Source organism: Devosia insulae DS-56, from assembly GCF_000970465.2.
Taxonomy (GTDB): Bacteria; Pseudomonadota; Alphaproteobacteria; order Rhizobiales; family Devosiaceae; genus Devosia_A; species Devosia_A insulae.
In genome coordinates this window covers 1-16,824 of sequence record NZ_LAJE02000377.1, presented here as the reverse complement: position 1 = coordinate 16,824, position 16,824 = coordinate 1, and the positions used below count along the sequence as shown (strand labels likewise).

Below are 16,824 nucleotides of genomic sequence, written 5' to 3'. Positions count from 1 at the left end.
ATTCGAACTACCGGCCGCAATGGGCCGAACGCCGCCGGAGCAAAGGCGACACAGTATAGTCCCGCCCTGCCCCCACGCTAACCACCGGCTCGCAAGTAGAAGCGGAACCGCCCCGAGTTAACCGGGAATTCGGACTTCTCGTAGAGACTTTTCGTCTGCGGCGCGGCCCCGGTAGCGCGCCCGAGCTCCGGAATTTTCTTGCACAAGCTGATCATCCAGATTCCCTGCCTCAACGAGGAGGCAACCCTCGGCATCACGCTCGCGGACCTGCCGCGCGCCGTGCCCGGCTTCGATCGCGTCGAATGGCTGGTGATCGACGACGGCTCCACCGATCGCACGGTAGAGGTGGCGCGACAGCACGGCGTCGATCACATCGTGTCGCTGCCGACCAATCGCGGGCTGGCCCGTGCCTTCATGGCCGGGATCGAAGCCTCGCTGAAGCTCGGCGCCGACGTCATTATCAACACGGACGCGGACAACCAGTACGACGCGCGCTCGATCCCCGCCCTTGTCGCGCCCATCCTCGCCAAACAGGCGATGATCGTCGTGGGTGCCCGGCCAATCGAGGAGATCGCGCACTTCTCGCCGATCAAGAAGCTGCTGCAGCGGCTGGGCTCCTGGGTGGTGAAGCAGGCCAGCGGCACGATCGTTGCCGATGCACCGAGCGGCTTCCGCGCCATCCATCGCGACGCGGCGGTGCGGATGAATGTCTTCAACTCCTACACCTACACGCTCGAGACCATCATCCAGGCCGGCCGGAACGGCATCCCGATCGCCTCGGTGCCGGTGGGGGTCAATGGCGACCTTCGTCCGTCGCGGCTGGTCCGCAGCATCGGCAGCTATGTGGCGCGCTCGATCATCACCGTGCTGAGGATCTACGTGCTCTACAAGCCGTTGCGCTTTTTCCTGACGCTCGCGGCCATCGTGGCGCTGCCGGCGGTGTTCGTGAACCTACGCTTCCTGTACCACTTCGCCATTGGCGAGGGCGCCGGCAACGTCCAGTCGTTGGTACTGGGCGCGGGGCTGCTTGCTGTTTCCGGTGTGTTGGCGGTGGGCGGCATTCTGGCCGACCTCATCGCCACCAACCGCCGCCTGCTCGAGGAGATCCGCGAGCGGCAGCTCAGGGCCGAACTACGGGGCGCTGCGCCACGGGAGCGTGTTGCGTGACGCCGGCCGGAGGCAGCGCCATCGGCGGCGGCTACGTCAACGTCCCCGGCAATCACTACGACAAGTACAACACGCGCAATCCGATCGCCCGAGCGCTGATGAACGGTTTCCTCGGCGCGTTTGACGAACTCACCGCGCTCACCGGCGCCCGCTCCGCCTACGAGACCGGCTGTGGCGAAGGATACCTCAGCATGCGGTTGGCAGACCGCGGCTGGACGGTGCGCGGCTCGGACCTCGAGGCCAGCAGCGTGGCGCAGGCGAATGCCCAATGCGCCGAGCGCGGCCTTGCTCCTGCTTTCGAAGTGCGATCGCTCTACGACCTGGACGCGGGACAGAGCGGCCCTCTGGCGATCTGCTGTGAGGTCCTCGAACACGTTCCTGATACCGGGCGTGCGCTTGCCGCACTTCGTCGGATCGCGGCGCCCTACCTGCTGGTCAGCGTACCGCGCGAGCCGATCTGGCGGATACTCAACCTCGCCCGCGGCAAGTATGTCACAGAACTCGGCAACACCCCCGGGCACATCCAGCACTGGTCTTCAGCCGCGTTTGTCGGGTTGATCGAGCGGCACTTCGAGATCGTCGAAGTGCGCCGCCCTTTGCCCTGGACCATGATCCTCTGTCGTGGCCGATGAGCTCGGCACCGATGCGGCGCCCTCGCGGCTTCGCCCCTGGCTGAAGGCGGCAGGTATCCTCGTCACGCTTGTGGCGCTGGTCTTCGTCACCATCGCCGTGCAGCGATCGTTCGACCAGTTGCAGGCCGATCTCAGTAAACCCGGCTTCCTCGCCGCCATAGCGATCGGCAGCTTTGCCTACGCCCTGCTGCTGGTCCTTCTCGCCATCGCCTGGCGCGGCCTCCTGGTTGCCATTGACGGTCCGGTCGTGCCGTTTGGCGCGGCGCTCGGCATCTATGCCCGAACGCAGGTCTACAAATACCTTCCCAGCAACGTGCTCCACATGGTCGGCCGCTATGTCGAAGCGCGGCGGGCGGGGGCTTCGCACCAAGCCCTCGGTATCGCTCAGCTCGTCGAGATCGCGCTGCTGACGGCGGCCGGTGGATTGGTCGCCGTGGTCCTCGCCTTGCCGCTCCTGCGCAGCCAGCTGCGGCATTACGACCTCGAGCAATGGCTGCTGCCGATCATTGTCATCGGTTGCACGGCCATTGCCACTTGCCTCTTCGCTCTCGTTGCCCGGCGGCTCGAGGTCCGCCGGCTTGCGGGCGCCATTCTCGTCCGCGGCGCGGCTGCGTTCGGGCTCTACCTGCTGTTCATGCTGGGCAGCAGCGGGCTCGCCTGGGCCCTCGCCATTACGCTGGGTGGGCCGGCCTCGCTCGAGATCATCGGCATCACCGCGGCGGCGTGGCTGGTCGGCTTCCTCGTCCCCGGAGCTCCAGGCGGGCTGGGCGTCCGCGACGCCGTGTTGATCGCCGGGCTCACGGCCGCAGGCGTGCCTGGCGCCACTGCCATCGCGCTCGGCCACCGGCTCATCACCACGCTCGGCGATGCGCTATTTGCCTTCGCTGGCTTCATCGCGCGCCGACGACCCTAGCATCGCGGCTCGGCGTCGGTCGGGTTGGTGAGCAGAAACAACCCGCTCGGCAGTCGCGCCGCGCAAGCCAGCCCCTCGGCAGCCGGCTCATGGGAGATCAGCCCTGCTCCGGCAGGCAATGGCCCATCGGCATCGAGGAACGATGTCGCGAGCGTGTATTGCAGGTGGTACGACCACAGATTGTGGTCGCGCACCGCGTCGGTCCAGTAGAGCGACACCGGGGCCTCGCTCCGGATCACGGCCGCATCGGCCGACAGGAACGCAAGTTGCTCCTGCGCCTGGTGCGCGGTGAACGCCGAGATGATGGCGCCTGAGCCGATGGCGAAGACGGCAGCCAAAGCAATCTGCCCTGCCCGGTTCAACACCAGCAACAGGCCAGTGGCCACAGCGACGAACAGCGAATTCACTCCAAAGAACTGCAGCGGCGTCGAACCGATGCGGAAGATCCAGCCGATCCCGGCAACATTGTTCGGATGGGCCGGCTCGAGCCCGGCAACGATCGGCAACATCGTCAGAACGACACCGGCTGCGAGGATTGTGCCAACCGCGATCCATCCGGCGATCCGCTGGCCCTCGCCCCGCTCGCCGAAGGTCAGCCAGCACAGCCCCAGCCAGATCAGTACCAGCGAAGCGCCATCGACATAGCGGCCATAGGCGACGTGATCGACGCGCTGCGGGTCAAGCATCTGAGCGACCGACGCGAGCCCTACAACCAAGACGGCAGCCAGCACATAGCCGGTTGCGAGCCGAAGCGCGGGGGCGCTGCCACCCGTTGCGACACGCAGCACGAACCAGATGCCCAGCGCGGCGAGGCCCAGGCTCGCAGCCAGCTGATACCAGACCTGGCCGAGCATCACCGCCAGTCCCGTCAGCAAAGCCTCTGGGTTGAGCAGCCGAGCCAGCAGTGCAGTAGCCGTTGAATGACCACCCGCGTGCCAGAGCGCCCCGCGCAGGGCGTCCATGGCCAACAGCGCGCCGGCGGCGGCCAGCACGAACGCGAGTACGGCCACCAGCAGCGCTCGCGTGTCGAGCGCCCGCATGACCCGCAGCACGACCAACGCCACTGGGGCGAGCAACAGGATCAGCAATGCCTTGGGATGGACCGCATAAAGCGCGGCAGCGCTGGTGGCGAACAGCGTGGCCCAACCGATGCGCGGCCGTTGTACCAGCCGCAGCAGCGCCCACACATGAGTTGCGAACACCAACCGGAACAGTGCCTCCGACCAGGCATAGTGGGCAACAAAGAAGTACGATGGCCAGAGCGCCACGACCGCGGCAGCGGCAACCATGGCCAGATTGCGCCGATACCCCAGCGCTGCTGCGATGCCCACCAGCAGCGGCACGAGCAGCGCCGCCAGCGCGGCATTGATCAGCATGAACCCCTTGTAGGCGAGCAGCGGATCGCGCGTGACCCACCACACCGGTGTCAACAGCAGCGAATAGCCGAAGTGGTAGTAGGGCGCAGAGCCCATGTTGACGGCCGGTACGCCCGCCAGCAGCTGAGATTGCGCGATGAAGCCCAGTTCATCCTGCGAGATGACCGGCAAGGTCCGCATCCAGGTGGATGCCGCATAAATCGCAAATACCGCCAGGGTAACCGGCAGCACATGTCGCCAGCCGAGCTCGGGCGGTTGCAGGCGAATGCCGGCTTCTTGCTGCACGACGACGATCCTGAGATTCGGTGAGCCCGGGTGCAGGATGTCTGGCCGTTCACGGCCCGGCAAGGGCCCGGGGCAGTTACCAGCGGATCAGCGAGGCGCCCCAGGTGAAGCCGCCACCCATGGCCTCGATCATCACCAGGTCGCCGCGCTTGATGCGGCCATCGGCGACGGCGGTGTGCAGCGCCAGCGGCACCGAGGCGGCGGAGGTGTTGGCGTGGCGATCGACGGTCACCACCACTTTTTCGGGCGGCAGGCCAAGCTTCACCCCGGCGCCATCGATGATGCGCTTATTGGCCTGGTGTGGCACGAACCAATCGAGGTCGTCGATGGTATGGCCGGTATCCTCGAGCACCTTGTAGACCACGTCGGTGATCATGCCGACGGCGTGCTTGAAGACTTCCTTGCCCTCCATGCGGATGTGGCCCATCGACTGGGTCGAGCTGGGGCCGCCATCGGTGTAGAGCTTGTTCCAGTAGTGGCCGTCGGAGCGGAGCGAGGTGGCAAGCACACCGCGTTCCTCGCCGGCCTTGCCGAGCTCCATCACCACGGCCCCTGCCCCGTCGCCGAACAGCACGCAGGTGGTGCGGTCGTTCCAGTCGAGGATGCGCGAGGCGGTTTCGGCGCCGATCACCAGGGCGCGCCGGGCGAGAGCGTTCTTCAGATACGAGTCGGCCGTAGCCACGGCATAGACGAAACCCGAGCACACGGCCTGGATATCGAAGGCCGCGCCATGGTGCATGCCGAGCTTCTGCTGCACCACTGCGGCGGTGGCCGGGAAGGTCATATCCGGCGTGGTCGTCGCGACGACGATGAGGTCGATGTCGTCGATGGTGATGCCGGCATTTTCCATCGCCTTGCGGCCAGCGGCGGCAGCCAGATCGGAAGTGTTCTCGCCCTCGGCGGCGATGTAGCGCTGCTTGATGCCGGTGCGCTGCTGGATCCACTCGTCGGAGGTCTCGACGGTCTTGGCCAGCTCGTCATTGCTCACCACACGCGCCGGCAGGTAGGAGCCGACACTGCGGATGATGGATTTCTTGTCGGTCACGCGGATTTCGCCTCGGTTTTTTCGGGAGCCGGCGCCGCCTCGATCGGGGGCGCCACGCTGAGAGTGGGGAAGCGGCGCATGCCTTCGCCGATCTTGTCCATGACGCGGCTGCGGGCCATCTCATAGGCAAGGCTCAGGGCGCCCTTGAAGCCGACCTCGTCGGTGCCGCCATGCGACTTGATGACGACGCCGTTGAGGCCGAGGAACACGCCGCCATTGATGTTGCGCGGGTCGAGCTTCCTCCGCAGCGCCTGCAGCGCCTGGCCGGCAATGGCGGCGCCCAGCATCGAGATGATGTCGGCCTTCAGCGCGTTACGGATATAGGCGCCGACCTGCCGGGCGGTGCCCTCGGCGGTCTTCAGCGCGATATTGCCGGCAAAGCCTTCAGTGACCACCACGTCAACGGTGCCCTTGCCGATGTCGTCGCCCTCGACGAAGCCGTGATAAATGAAGCCCTCGCCGCTCGCTGCCTGCAGGATGCGCGCGGCTTCCTTCACCTCGTCATGGCCCTTCATCTCCTCGGTGCCGACATTGAGCAGGCCGACGGTGGGCAGCTCCTGGTCGAACAGCGCCCGCGCCAGGGCGGCGCCGAGAATCGAGAAGTCGGTCAGTTGCTTGGCGTCGCCGCCGACGGTGGCGCCGACGTCGAGCACGATGATGTCGGTGCGCAGCGTCGGCCACAGCGCGGCGATGGCGGGGCGGGAGATGCCTTCGATCGGCCTCAAGCAGAACGTGGCCATCGCCATCAGCGCGCCGGTATTGCCGCCGGAGATCGCGACATCGGCCTCGCCATCCTTCACCGACTGGATCGCCGCCCACATCGAGGAGGTGCCGCGGCCCTTGCGCAGCGCCTGCGACGGCTTTTCCTCCATCGAGATGACGATGTCGGCGTTGACGATGCGCGACACCTTCTTGAGATCGGGGAACTCGTCGAGCAGCGGCTTCAGCTCGGCTTCGCGGCCATGGAAGATGAAGGTGGTGTTCTTGCGCTCGCGCCAGAACAGGCGCGCGCCTTCGACGGCCACGCGCGGGCCTTTGTCGCCGCCCATGGCGTCAACGGAGATACGGATGGAATCGCTCATCGCCGCCTGGTCCAGCGTCCCCTGACGGAGACGGTTTCAACATACTCAAACGCTTACCCCAAACAAGATATCACCCGGATGTGGCGGGGTCCTAGCTCTTGTCCTCGGGAGTCTTGAGGATTTTGAGGCCGGCGAAGGGCAAATCGCTCTCGGTGTCGCCATCATCGCGCAAGGCGCCCAGGGTTTCACCCAGCTGGCGTGGGTACGGGTCGAGCGCCAGCGCCAGGGTTTCAACGATCAGGGCCGACAGGTCGGCCTCGTTGCCCTCGAAATGGTCCGGCACGTCCTCGCCGTCAAGGTCGACGAAGATTTCCGCGTCGGCCGGCCCGGCATAAGCCTTCTCGCCGCCCGGCAGAAACACCCGCTCGATCGGCTCGGCGATCTCCTGGACGACCGGCTCCAGCGATACGACGCTGGGCTGTACGGTGGTGGCGACCAGCCGGCCCGTTACCCGGATACCACCCTTGAAGCGCACGGCGTGCAACTTCACCTCGAGCTTTTCGACCGCGGTGATGCCGAGCTGCTCGGCGACCGCCAGCCGGTCGGCGGCATCTACCACCAGCGCCAGGTCGCGCCCCGACGACGGCATCGAATCGAGGCGGATACTGGCATCGGGGATGCGGAACAGTTCGGTGCTCATGCGGCGGTCGCCAGTTCGAGGCGCCCCCCGGCAATGTCGGCCAGCGACTGGCTGGCGAGCTTGTCGTACTGGGCGAACAGGTAGGCCGCGAGCTGCGGCGCATGCCCCGACTCGGCCTCCGGGTAAACGTTGCGGCGCAGCACGGCCTCGACGCCCGGCCGGTCATTGCGGTCCATCGCTTCGTTGAGGCTGGTCATCAGGCCGTAGAAGATCTCGCTCATCTTGCGGACCTTCTTAGGTACAGCCATGTCCCCTGCCCCGAGCTCGCGCAGCGAACGGTCCATGTCCTTGAAAAACAGATCGAACAGCGCCTGGCTGAACTCATGCCCGGCCTGCTTTTCGACTCTCAAACGCCGGAACAGCAGCGACAGGTGCAGCGAGATCATGTCGAAACGCCCGGTGACCGTGTCGGGAATGCCCCAGTCGGCATAGAAGACGGGCTGCCGGGATTGCGCCACAATGGCTGTATAGACGGCATAAACAGCGTCGGAGGACGGGCTTTTCCTGAACAAGTTCAATATCATCAGTCGCGCTCCGCGGTTTTGCGGTCGAGGGTGCTGCCGGTGTGGAAGGGTTCGGGCAAGGACGCAAGCCAGCTTGCCAGCGGGCGCCTTTGACAGCTACACAGTGCCCGGCCGGCCAAGGCCGTGCTAATAGTAGACAGCGATCGGGAAAGTCAAATTGATGCCTTTGCGCACCGTCACTAGCCGCCTCTTCCCGATGACCGCCGCCGTGCTCGTCAGCCTGTCGCTCGCCGCCTGCGGCAGCGGCATGAGCCTCACGCAATCGAAGGCGCGCGGCTACGAGATTTCGGAAGATGCAGTGGCGCAGATTCGCGTCGGCCAGAGTGCCGCGCTGGTTACCGCCGTGCTGGGCTCGCCGCAGGTCACCAACTCCTTCGCCACCGAAACCGCCTGGTACTATCTGGGCGAGAAGGTGCAGCAGACTGCCTTCGGCATGGAACTGAGCAAGGAGCGCACCCTGCTCGTCGTCTACTTCGACAAGAAGAACAAGGTGGTCGATACCGAGCGCCTGGGCGTCAAGGACGGCAAGAGCTTCTCGATCGAGAGCCGCCGCACCCCGTCCTACGGCCAGGACCGCACCTTCCTCGAGTCGATCATCAGCTCGATCTGACGCTGATCCCAAACTAGCCAATTCCGCCAGCCGTCATCCCGGCGAAAGCCCATATGCGCCAGGTTATTGCCGAGCCCACCCACCGGCGTCATTCCCGCGAAGGCGGGAACCTAGTGGGATGCCGCGGCGCCGGTGGAGGCTCAGAGATCGCACTGGGTCCCCACCTGCGCGGGGATGACGCCGGTGGTATTGCGGTGCCATGGTAAGGTGTTGCCCGAGCGACCGGCCAAACACGATCTCCTCCGGCCCATCACGGCAAGGTCGGATGGCTTCCTGCGCTTGGATTGGCCGGAGCACTGGGTCCCGGCATCCGCCCATGTGCGCTAAGTTAGGGTCGTGCCCCACCCACCGGGTCATTCCCGCGAAAGCGGGAACCTCTGCTTTCTTGGCCTGCGGCACGATCGCAAACGGAGTTCCCCGCTTCCGCGGGGATGACACCGAGTTTGGGGGACCTGCAGAGCCTCGGTCGCATACCCGGCGTCACCCCATTTGCGAGCTAAGGTGGCGTCCATCAGGCCAACCGAAATCGCGAACTTAGCGCCTAAGGGCATCCGCCGGGATGACGGCCGGAGGTTGTGGCGTGTTCGAGGACTAGCCCGGCTGCCCCTGCGCCTTGCCCGGCCGGAAGCTGACCCATGCCAGGGCCAGGATCGCAATCGCGGCGACCGGGACGGCGAGGAGGTTGATGGCTTCCCAGCCGATCAGCTGCAGCAGCAGGCCCGAGGCGATCGAGGCCAGGGCCATCACCCCGAACACCACCTGCTCGTTCGCCGCCTGCACCTTGGCGGCTTCTTCCGGCCGGTAGGCGGCGGCGAGCATGGCGGTTGCGGCGATGAATCCGAAATTCCAGCCAACACCAAGCAGAATAAGCGAAATGTTGAAATGCATCGTGGTGATGCCGTGGAGATTCACGCCCGCCGCCAGGAGGATCAGCAGCAGCCCGATGGCTGCAGTCAGCCTGGCGCCGACGCGCTTGATGATTGCGCCGGTGACGAAGCTGGGGGCGAACATGGCGACGATGTGCCACTGGATGGCGAAGGCCGCCTCCTCGGTGGTGTGGCCGCAGACATAGACCATGGCCAACGGCGCCGCGACCATCACCAGCACCATCAGCGAGTAGCTGATCGCCGCGACCAGCATCGGCACCCAGATGCCCGCGTCGCGCAGCAGCACCGGCAGCGGTCGGCCGGCCTTGCGGTCCTCGGCGCGCTTCACCGTCGGCGCCAGGCGCGTGCGGCTGATCACCGCGATGGCCACCAGCGCCAGCAAGCCCATCACCAGATAAGTGGCGGCGAACTCATGCCCGGGGATCCAGTCCTTGGTGTGGGCGCTGATCTGCGGGCCGAGGAAGCCGGCCACCACGCCGCCGAACAGCACCCAGGAGATGGCCCTGGACCGGAGATCGGGCGGCACGCTGTCGGCCGCCGCGAAGCGATACTGGTTGGCGAAGGCGGCGGGGATGCCGAGCAACGCGAGCGCCAGGCAGAATAGCCAGAACAGATCAAGCCAGGCCGCCAACGCCGCCACCGCGCCCGCAGGAATGGCGATCGCAGCGCCGAGCATCAACCCCTCGCGCCGGCCCAGCGAATGGATCAGCAGCGCCGCCGGTCCCGTAGCGAGGGCGGTACCAATCAGCATCAGCGTAACGGGGACAGTGGCGAAGCCTTTGTCGGCGATCATGGTCGCAGCGGTCAGCGAGGCGATCGACATGATGATCGCCTGGTTCGAGCCGAGGATCGCCTGGGCCACGGCGAGCAGTCCGATATTGCGAAGCGGCGAGCCTATGCCGGTGGCGCGCTCGTCCATGCTGCCCTACCTGGTCTTGGTTGCTTCGTCGTCGCGGCCCGCGGCGCGAGCCACCCCATCGAGAACGGCGTTGACCATCTTGGGGGCGTCGTCTTCGTAGAACGCCTTGGCGACGTCGACATACTCGGTGATGACCACGCGCGCCGGGATGTCCTTGCGCCGCAGCAACTCGAACGCTCCGGCGCGGAGGATGGCGCGCAGCGTTGCATCGATGCGGGGCATCGGCCAGCCATCGACCAGCGCGTTATCGACCGCGGGATCGATCTGCAGCTGTGCCTTGATCACCCCGGTGACGATCTGCCGGAAGAAGTCGGCGTCGGCCGGCAGGTACTCTTCGCCCTCGACTTCGCGGCCGGCATGGATAGCGCTGAACTGGCTGAGCGTGTCCTCGAGCGTCTGGCGGCCGACATCCATCTGGTAGAGGGCCTGGACGGCGGCGAGGCGGGCCGCACCACGCTGGTTGGCGGTACGGGGCGCGGAGGGATCACGCGGCTTTGGCTGGGCCATATTGGAAAGTCATTCTGTTGTGCACGCCGAAACGCGCAATGTTCTGCCCGCTGGCTTAGCCGGGGGGCGCACGAACCGCAATCTCAATCGTCGTGATTGGGCTTCAGGCGCTCATCGTTGCCGAGCTCGGTCAGGAACGAGCGAAAGTCGTCGGCGGCGGAGAAGTTCTTGTAAACCGAGGCAAAGCGCACGAATGCGACGTCGTCGAGGCCCTTCAGCCCCTCCATGACGAACTCGCCGATTTGATCGGAGGTCACCTCGACGTCGCCAAGGCTTTCGAGCTGGCGCACTACGCCCGAGATCATGCGCTCGACCCGCTCCGGCTCGACGTCGCGCTTGCGCAACGCCGTGCCGACCGAGCGAGCCAGTTTGTCGCGATCGAACGGCACCTTGCGGCCGGATTTCTTGACCACCAGCAGCTCGCGCAGCTGCACGCGCTCGAAGGTGGTGAAACGGCCGCCGCAGGCATTGCAGATTCTGCGGCGGCGAATGGCGTTGGAGTCCTCGGTCGGCCGGCTGTCCTTGACCTGCGTATCGTCGTTTCCGCAATAGGGGCAGCGCATCGTCGGGCTCCAGAAAGGCTCCGCAAAGGCGAAGCTATGCTCAGTCGGCGTAGATCGGGAAGCGCGAGGTCAACGCCATGACCTTGTCGCGCACCGCCGCTTCCACCGCGGCATTGCCGTCGTCGGAATTGGCTTCACGCAGGCCGTCCAGCACCTCGACGATCAGCTTGCCGATCTCGCGGAACTCTGCCTCGCCGAAACCGCGGCTGGTCGCCGCCGGGGTGCCCAGACGCACACCAGAAGTAACGAAAGGCTTTTCCGGGTCGAACGGAATGCCGTTCTTGTTGCAGGTGATGTAGGCGCGCCCGAGGCCGGCTTCCGCCCGCTTGCCGGTGGCGTTCTTCTTGCGCAGGTCGACCAGCATCAGGTGGTTGTCGGTGCCGCCTGAGACCACGTCCAGCCCGTTCTCGATCAGCGTCGCCGCGAGCGTGCGGGCATTGGCCACCACCTGGCGGGCATAGGCCTTGAACTCGGGCTGCAGTGCTTCCTTGAAGGCCACCGCCTTGGCCGCGATGACGTGCATCAGCGGCCCGCCCTGCAGCCCCGGGAACACCGCCGAGTTGATCTTCTTGGCGATCGCCTCGTCGTTGGAAAGGATCATTCCGCCGCGCGGGCCGCGCAGCGACTTGTGCGTGGTGGTGGTGGTGACATGGGCGTGCGGCACCGGCGAGGGGTGCACACCGCCGGCGACGAGGCCGGCAATATGGGCCATGTCGACCATCAGGTAGGCGCCGACTTCATCGGCGATCTCGCGGAAGCGGGCCCAATCCCAGACGCGGGAATAGGCGGTACCGCCGGCAAGGATCAGCTTGGGCTTGTGCTCGCGGGCGAGACGGGCGACCTCGTCCATGTCGAGCAGATGATCGTCCTGGCGCACGCCATACGACACCACCTTGAACCACTTGCCGCTCATGTTGACCGGCGAGCCGTGCGTCAGGTGACCGCCCGAGTTGAGGTCGAGGCCCATGAAGGTATCACCGGGCTCGAGCAGTGCCAGGAACACCGCCTGGTTCATCTGCGAGCCGGAGTTGGGTTGCACGTTGGCAAAGTTGGCGCCGAACAGCTGCTTGGCACGCTCGATCGCCAGGTTCTCGGCGATGTCGACATACTGGCAGCCGCCGTAATAGCGCTTGCCCGGGTAACCCTCGGCATACTTGTTGGTCATGATCGAGCCCTGGGCTTCGAGCACGGCCTTGGACACGATGTTCTCCGACGCGATCAGCTCGATCTCGTGCTGCTGCCGGCCGAGTTCGAGCTTGATGGCTTCGGCGATTTCGGGGTCGGTCTCGGCCAGCGTGTTGGTGAAGAAGCGGGGAAAGAGCGGAAGGGACGTGGCGGCGCTCATTTGGCGTCTCCCGGGGCAGTAGGATTGGGGTTTCGGCTGGCGTGCGTGTAGCACGCTGGCCCAAGCGATTCCAAGCTGAGGACAGCCTGGTCATATCTATCGGTCATCCGGTTCATGCGGGCTCCCATGAGGTTTCGGTTGGGTGCCCAGGCGAGCGGCGGCGCTCGTTCGCGTTCCCCGATGGTGCCCCATCTGATCTCGCCAGTCGCGCGAACGCCCCATTATCGCAGAGTTGTCGGGGCTGTGAAAGCCCCTGCCCCTTATTGTGGCAACTATGCAGGCCGCGAGACGTTGTCAGGGCAAGCGTCAATAACAAGAAGACCAGGAGTCCTCACATGAAAAAGCTCGCTTCCGCCATCATCGGCACCGGTCTCGCCGGCATCATGATGATGCCCGCGCCGGCCAGCGCAGCGTCCGTCAACTTCAGTATCGGCCAGCAACAGCGCTACGTTTCTGAACGCTGTGTCGAGCATCCGAACTGGCGCGGCTGCGATGACTGGCGCCGCAATCACAATCGCTGGGGCAAGAACGACTATCGCAACTGGTATCGCTGGAACCAGCCGAACCTGGGTAGCGTCGCCGCCGGCATCTTCGGCTTTGCGGTCGGCGCCGCCATCGTCGGCAGCATGAACCGCAACGGCGACCGCTACGACGATCGTTTCGACGACCATGTTGCGGATTGCGAGGCACGTTATCGCTCGTACAATGCCCGGACCGATATGTTCCTCGGCTATGACGGGCAGTATCACCGCTGCAATCTCTGATGCGCCAGGGGCGCCCTCGAGGGCGCCCCTGCTTTCGCTAGCTCCTGGGCGGACGGAGAAAATGCGATAGCCGCCCACAGCGCGGCACAAGTTCCAACCAATTCGAAATCTCGCAGTCTATCACCGCGATGCCGCCAGTCGGGAAGTTGACCATCGCCTGATGGCTGCCCGCGCTCAGCGCCAGCGCCGTTTGCTCGGTGGCGCTGTTGTGCCCCACCAGCATCAGTACCTGCGCCCCACTCCCCTGCTCGGCGATCAGGCCAAGATAGTCGTGGTCGCGGCGGTCGTAGACGGCATCGCTCCAGACCACATCGGGCCTCGGGCCGTTCGACGGCAGACGGGCCATGGCCAACTCGAGCGTTTCGCGCGTCCGGCGCGCGGTGGAGCAGACGATGCGGTCGGGCAACCAGCCGTGGTTGGTCAGCGTCGTGCCGATCCAAGCCGCTGCCGCGATGCCGCGCAGCGCCAGCGGACGATCGAAATCGCTGAGCCCCGGATCGTCCCAGGCGGATTTGGCGTGACGAACAAGGATCAGGCGAAGCATCGGTTGATCGTAGCTGAAGGCCCTGGCGGCGCAACCATTGGCGGCAGCCGCGGGTTCTACTTCCGCCTCACGCAACCAACCGGGAGATGGACAATGAAGACGTCCGCTTTCGCCGCCGTTGCGGCAATTGCAATCAGCGTGATGACACCGCTGCCCGCCGATGCCCAATATCGGGCCTACGGCTTCCAAGCTTGGGACGGCGCGCGCAACCTCGGCTACGTCAACCGCTGGAACCCCAACCGCTACTACAACCGCAGCTACCGTCCGTACTATGGTGGCTTCGGTTGGGGCACGGGCCTGTTCGGCTTCGCACTCGGCGCGGCGCTCGCCAACAGCTACAGCAACCGCAGCTATGGCGGCTGGGACACGCATGTGGCGCGCTGCGAGGCCCGCTACCGGTCTTACGACGCCGGCACCGACACGTTCCTGGCTATGACGGGCGGTATCACCGCTGCCGGCTCTGAACGGTCAGGCCGGAGGTGCGGAGGCTCCGCACCTCCGGCCGCTGGCACATCGATACGGCTCAAATGTGGTCAGATGGCCGGATTTTCCGGCGTTTCGGCAGCAACCAATGCTGCGACCGGCGGTTTTCCCTTCGCCTCACACCACAGCAGTAGGGAGAAGGACGATGCGCTTGCTCGCCCTTGCCGCACCCGCGGCCGCCCTCGCCAGCGTGATGGCGCTATCGGTTGGAACAGCCAATGCCCAACCGTCTCGCAGTGACTTCTACGAATATGCCTGCATCGACTCCAAGGGTCAGTGCTACACCGACGACGCGACCACCAATCCGTTGGCGGAAGACGTGATCGGGACCTATGGGGGCGAGCGGTTCGTGAACCTGTATCGCCCCGGCGACACCGGCGACCGGTACGTCAACGCCTATCCGCCCGGTTACGGCTACGGCCTGCCGGCGCCGGGCCTGTTCGGCATCGCACTCGCCGAAGCGCTCGCCGGTTACTCAGATAACAACGAGGATCGCTTCGTCAACTATGGCGGCGACAGCCTGGTGATCGGCGATAACGTGGCGGCCTGCGAAGCCCGCTATCGCTCGTACGACCCCAGCACCGGCATGTATCTCGGCTACGACGGCAACTATCACCCGTGCCGGCTCTGACGGGACGCTAAACTCCGGGGATGCGGCCTTGCTGCACCCCCGGTTTGAGGTCCCAATCGCTATAGTGCGAAAATGATTCGCATGACTGAGACCACCCGATGAGCGACGATCCGGACACCGTTCCGCCCGATGGCGATAACCAGCGGGTCGTAGATCTCCGCGAGGCGCTCGAGGAGCGCTACCTCTCCTACGCCCTCTCCACCATTACCCAGCGCGCCCTGCCCGATGCGCGCGACGGCCTGAAGCCGGTGCATCGCCGGATCCTCCACGCCATGCGGCTGCTGCGGCTCGATCCGGGTGGCGCCTACAAGAAGTCGGCCAAGGTGGTCGGCGACGTGATCGGTAGCTTCCACCCGCACGGCGACCAGTCGATCTACGACGCCATGGTCCGCCTGGCGCAGGATTTTGCCATGCGCTACCCGCTGGTCGACGGCCAGGGGAACTTTGGCAATATCGATGGCGACGGCGCGGCGGCCTACCGCTACACCGAAGCGCGCATGACCGAAGTGGCCTCGCGGCTGCTCGAAGGCCTCAGCGAGAACGCGGTCGACTTCAAGCCGACCTATGACGGCGCCACCGAGGAACCCTCGGTGCTGCCGGCGAACTTCCCGAACCTTTTGGCCAACGGTTCGACCGGCATCGCCGTGGGCATGGCGACCTCGATCCCGCCGCACAATGTGGATGAGATCTGCGACGCGGCGCTGCACCTGATCAACAATGGCCGCGACGGCACCACCACCGCCGACCTGATGCATTACATCCCCGGCCCGGACTTTCCGACCGGCGGCATCCTGGTGGAGAGCCAGAGCTCGATCCTCAATTCCTACGAGACCGGCCGCGGCTCGTTCCGCTTGCGCGCCCGCTGGGAGCGCGAGGACAAGGGGCGCGGCGTCTACCAGATCGTCGTCACCGAAATCCCCTATGGGGTGCAGAAGTCCAAGCTGGTCGAAAAGATCGCGGAGCTCTTGCTCAACAAGAAGCTGCCGCTGCTCAAGGACATCCGCGACGAGAGCGCCGACGATGTCCGCCTCGTCATCGAGCCGCGCGCCGGCACGGTCGACCCGGCCATCCTGATGGAGCAGCTGTTCAAGCTGAGCGACCTCGAACAGCGCATCTCGCTCAACATGAACGTCCTCGACCGCGGGGTCGTGCCGCGGGTGATGAGCCTTAAGGAGGCGATCGTCGCCTGGCTCGAGCACCGCAAGGACGTGCTGGTGCGGCGCACCAACAACCGGCTGGCCGAGATCGCCCGCCGGCTGGAAGTGCTCGACGGCTATATCGTCGCCTATCTCAACCTCGACGAGGTGATCCGGATCATCCGCGAGGAGGATGACGCCAAGGCCTCGCTGATGGCGACCTTCAGCCTGACCGATGTGCAGGCGGAAGCGATCCTCAACATGCGGCTGCGCTCGTTGCGCAAGCTCGAGGAAATCGAGCTGCGCACCGAGCACAAGACGCTCAGCGAAGAGCAGGCGCATCTCAACGCGCTCATCGCGTCCGACAAGAAGCAGTGGGGCGAGATCGCCAAGCAGATCGCCGACCTCAAGAAAGCCTACCCAAAGTTCGAGAAAGACGGCGTCACCCGTCACCCGCGATGGGGCCGCAGGACCGATTTCGCCGACGCCATGGATATCGACCACGAGGAAGTGGCGACGCAGATGATCGAGCGCGAGCCGATCACCGTGATCCTCTCCGAAAAGGGCTGGATCCGTTCGATGCGCGGCCACACCACCGAGATCGACGAAAAGGGCTTCAAGACCGGCGATCGGCTGAAGCTGTTCATCCACGCCCAGACCACCGACAAGCTGCTGCTGCTTTCTACCGGCGGCAAGGTGTTCACGCTCTCGGGCAACCGGCTGCCGGGCGGCCGCAGCCAGGGTGAGCCGGTGCGCCTGATGGTCGATATC

General features: G+C 65.5%; 18 protein-coding genes and 1 riboswitch. Of the genes, 8 read left to right on the top strand and 10 right to left on the bottom strand.

Annotation, left to right across the window (positions count from 1 at the left end):
• Window positions 1–198 precede the first annotated feature (198 nt).
• The 3 genes from VW23_RS25270 to VW23_RS25260 are packed head-to-tail and all read left to right on the top strand — an operon-like array spanning window position 199 to window position 2,712.
• On the top strand, window positions 199–1,167 hold the full coding sequence (locus tag VW23_RS25270; protein WP_069912250.1) for a glycosyltransferase family 2 protein: 969 nt from the start codon (window positions 199–201) through the stop codon (window positions 1,165–1,167).
• On the top strand, window positions 1,164–1,799 hold the full coding sequence (locus VW23_RS25265) for a class I SAM-dependent methyltransferase (RefSeq protein ID WP_069912249.1): 636 nt from the start codon (window positions 1,164–1,166) through the stop codon (window positions 1,797–1,799). The genes VW23_RS25270 and VW23_RS25265 overlap by 4 nt, the downstream gene beginning before the upstream one ends.
• Complete coding sequence (locus VW23_RS25260) at window positions 1,789–2,712, top strand: lysylphosphatidylglycerol synthase domain-containing protein (protein WP_069912248.1); 924 nt, start codon at window positions 1,789–1,791, stop codon at window positions 2,710–2,712. Before VW23_RS25265 ends, VW23_RS25260 begins: the two co-directional genes overlap by 11 nt.
• Here VW23_RS25260 and VW23_RS25255 read toward each other — a convergent pair.
• The 5 genes from VW23_RS25255 to VW23_RS25235 all read right to left on the bottom strand — a co-directional run bounded on the left by VW23_RS25255 (window position 2,709) and on the right by VW23_RS25235 (window position 7,664).
• Window positions 2,709–4,436 carry a hypothetical protein gene (locus VW23_RS25255; protein ID WP_141728494.1) on the bottom strand — a complete coding sequence of 576 codons (1,728 nt, stop codon included), beginning with the start codon at window positions 4,434–4,436 and terminating at the stop codon, window positions 2,709–2,711. The genes VW23_RS25260 and VW23_RS25255 overlap by 4 nt on opposite strands.
• Before the next feature lie 13 nt (window positions 4,437–4,449).
• Window positions 4,450–5,418 carry a beta-ketoacyl-ACP synthase III gene (locus VW23_RS25250; RefSeq protein ID WP_069912246.1) on the bottom strand — a complete coding sequence of 323 codons (969 nt, stop codon included), beginning with the start codon at window positions 5,416–5,418 and terminating at the stop codon, window positions 4,450–4,452.
• On the bottom strand, window positions 5,415–6,500 hold the full coding sequence (gene plsX / locus VW23_RS25245; RefSeq protein ID WP_069912245.1) for a phosphate acyltransferase PlsX: 1,086 nt from the start codon (window positions 6,498–6,500) through the stop codon (window positions 5,415–5,417). The genes VW23_RS25250 and plsX overlap by 4 nt, the downstream gene beginning before the upstream one ends.
• A 91-nt stretch (window positions 6,501–6,591) precedes the next feature.
• The gene (locus VW23_RS25240; RefSeq protein ID WP_069912244.1) at window positions 6,592–7,140 is read right to left on the bottom strand and encodes a YceD family protein; all 549 of its coding nucleotides are present in this window, start codon (window positions 7,138–7,140) and stop codon (window positions 6,592–6,594) included.
• Entirely contained in the window at window positions 7,137–7,664 is a 528-nt protein-coding gene (locus VW23_RS25235) for a ubiquinol-cytochrome C chaperone family protein (protein ID WP_069912243.1), read from the bottom strand. Before VW23_RS25235 ends, VW23_RS25240 begins: the two co-directional genes overlap by 4 nt.
• A gap of 160 nt (window positions 7,665–7,824) precedes the next feature.
• Between VW23_RS25235 and VW23_RS25230 the strand changes: the two genes are divergently transcribed.
• On the top strand, window positions 7,825–8,274 hold the full coding sequence (locus VW23_RS25230; RefSeq protein WP_055878918.1) for an outer membrane protein assembly factor BamE: 450 nt from the start codon (window positions 7,825–7,827) through the stop codon (window positions 8,272–8,274).
• Window positions 8,275–8,865: 591 nt separating this feature from the next.
• Here VW23_RS25230 and VW23_RS25225 read toward each other — a convergent pair.
• The 4 genes from VW23_RS25225 to glyA all read right to left on the bottom strand — a co-directional run bounded on the left by VW23_RS25225 (window position 8,866) and on the right by glyA (window position 12,495).
• Window positions 8,866–10,080, bottom strand: a complete 1,215-nt coding sequence (locus tag VW23_RS25225) for an MFS transporter (RefSeq protein ID WP_069912242.1) — start codon at window positions 10,078–10,080, stop codon at window positions 8,866–8,868.
• A 6-nt stretch (window positions 10,081–10,086) separates the two neighbouring features.
• The gene (gene nusB / locus VW23_RS25220; RefSeq protein ID WP_069912241.1) at window positions 10,087–10,587 is read right to left on the bottom strand and encodes a transcription antitermination factor NusB; all 501 of its coding nucleotides are present in this window, start codon (window positions 10,585–10,587) and stop codon (window positions 10,087–10,089) included.
• Between the two features lie 83 nt (window positions 10,588–10,670).
• Complete coding sequence (gene nrdR / locus VW23_RS25215; protein ID WP_055997857.1) at window positions 10,671–11,150, bottom strand: transcriptional regulator NrdR; 480 nt, start codon at window positions 11,148–11,150, stop codon at window positions 10,671–10,673.
• Window positions 11,151–11,190: 40 nt separating this feature from the next.
• Window positions 11,191–12,495, bottom strand: coding sequence for a serine hydroxymethyltransferase (gene glyA, locus VW23_RS25210; RefSeq protein ID WP_069912240.1), 1,305 nt, complete (start codon window positions 12,493–12,495; stop codon window positions 11,191–11,193).
• Between the two features lie 137 nt (window positions 12,496–12,632).
• Window positions 12,633–12,714: riboswitch (ZMP/ZTP riboswitch) on the bottom strand.
• 116 nt (window positions 12,715–12,830) lie between these two features.
• Here glyA and VW23_RS29580 point away from each other — a divergent pair.
• A complete protein-coding gene (locus tag VW23_RS29580) occupies window positions 12,831–13,259 on the top strand; it encodes a BA14K family protein (RefSeq protein WP_069912239.1) in 429 nt (142 codons plus the stop codon).
• 37 nt (window positions 13,260–13,296) lie between these two features.
• Here the strand turns inward: VW23_RS29580 and VW23_RS25200 are convergent, their stop codons facing one another.
• Window positions 13,297–13,803, bottom strand: a complete 507-nt coding sequence (locus VW23_RS25200) for a SixA phosphatase family protein (protein ID WP_069912238.1) — start codon at window positions 13,801–13,803, stop codon at window positions 13,297–13,299.
• A gap of 93 nt (window positions 13,804–13,896) precedes the next feature.
• Here VW23_RS25200 and VW23_RS29575 point away from each other — a divergent pair, with 93 nt between their 5' ends.
• The 3 genes from VW23_RS29575 to parC all read left to right on the top strand — a co-directional run.
• Complete coding sequence (locus VW23_RS29575) at window positions 13,897–14,526, top strand: BA14K family protein (RefSeq protein WP_084646473.1); 630 nt, start codon at window positions 13,897–13,899, stop codon at window positions 14,524–14,526.
• Between the two features lie 109 nt (window positions 14,527–14,635).
• A complete protein-coding gene (locus tag VW23_RS29570; protein WP_244513733.1) occupies window positions 14,636–14,917 on the top strand; it encodes a BA14K family protein in 282 nt (93 codons plus the stop codon).
• Window positions 14,918–15,015: 98 nt separating this feature from the next.
• Window positions 15,016–16,824 (top strand): DNA topoisomerase IV subunit A (gene parC / locus VW23_RS25190; RefSeq protein ID WP_069912236.1); only part of this gene is annotated, 1,809 nt, incomplete at its 3' end.